The 420-nt window shown below is 48.1% G+C and carries 1 protein-coding gene; it reads right to left on the bottom strand.

The genetic code is table 11. The annotated features are described in order from the left end of the window. Positions 1–420 (bottom strand): CDP-glycerol glycerophosphotransferase family protein (locus MUY21_RS16190; protein WP_248411273.1); only part of this gene is annotated, 420 nt, incomplete at both ends.

The following is a 420-nucleotide window of genomic DNA, read 5'->3' as shown; positions in this document are numbered from 1 at the left end:
CGATTCTTGAACGATTGTTCGCTCAACCTCATCGTTGATCAACTGTTCGAGAAGTTCCAGGGCAGCCGGAACTGCCTTACCTTTGTTGCTCAAGAGATCGCTGGGGTTCATCTGTGCGTTAACCAGATTGTAACCTTCACTGGCGAGCCTGTCGAAGAACGTTATCAGGCTGTCATCACTAGCCAAGACTTCACCCAACTTCGATCCGCATGAGATTTCGATGCTTCTGTCATCAGTTCGTTTTACGGACTGCGTGTAGCCGGGTTGAAACAATGCCACTGGACGATCAAGAAAGATCGCATCAAAAATGGCACCCGAGTAATCAGACAATACGATATCGGCCCCTGATATGTGATCAAGAGTATCCGTATAGCCATCCAAAAGCGTGATGCGCGGATTGTCTTTTAAGCGCTCTATGAC

Source organism: Aliiroseovarius sp. S2029, assembly GCF_023195575.1.
GTDB classification, from domain to species: Bacteria; Pseudomonadota; Alphaproteobacteria; order Rhodobacterales; family Rhodobacteraceae; genus Aliiroseovarius; species Aliiroseovarius zhejiangensis.
The sequence above is the reverse complement of the archived record's forward strand: the minus strand, read 5'-3'. Positions and strand labels throughout refer to the sequence as shown.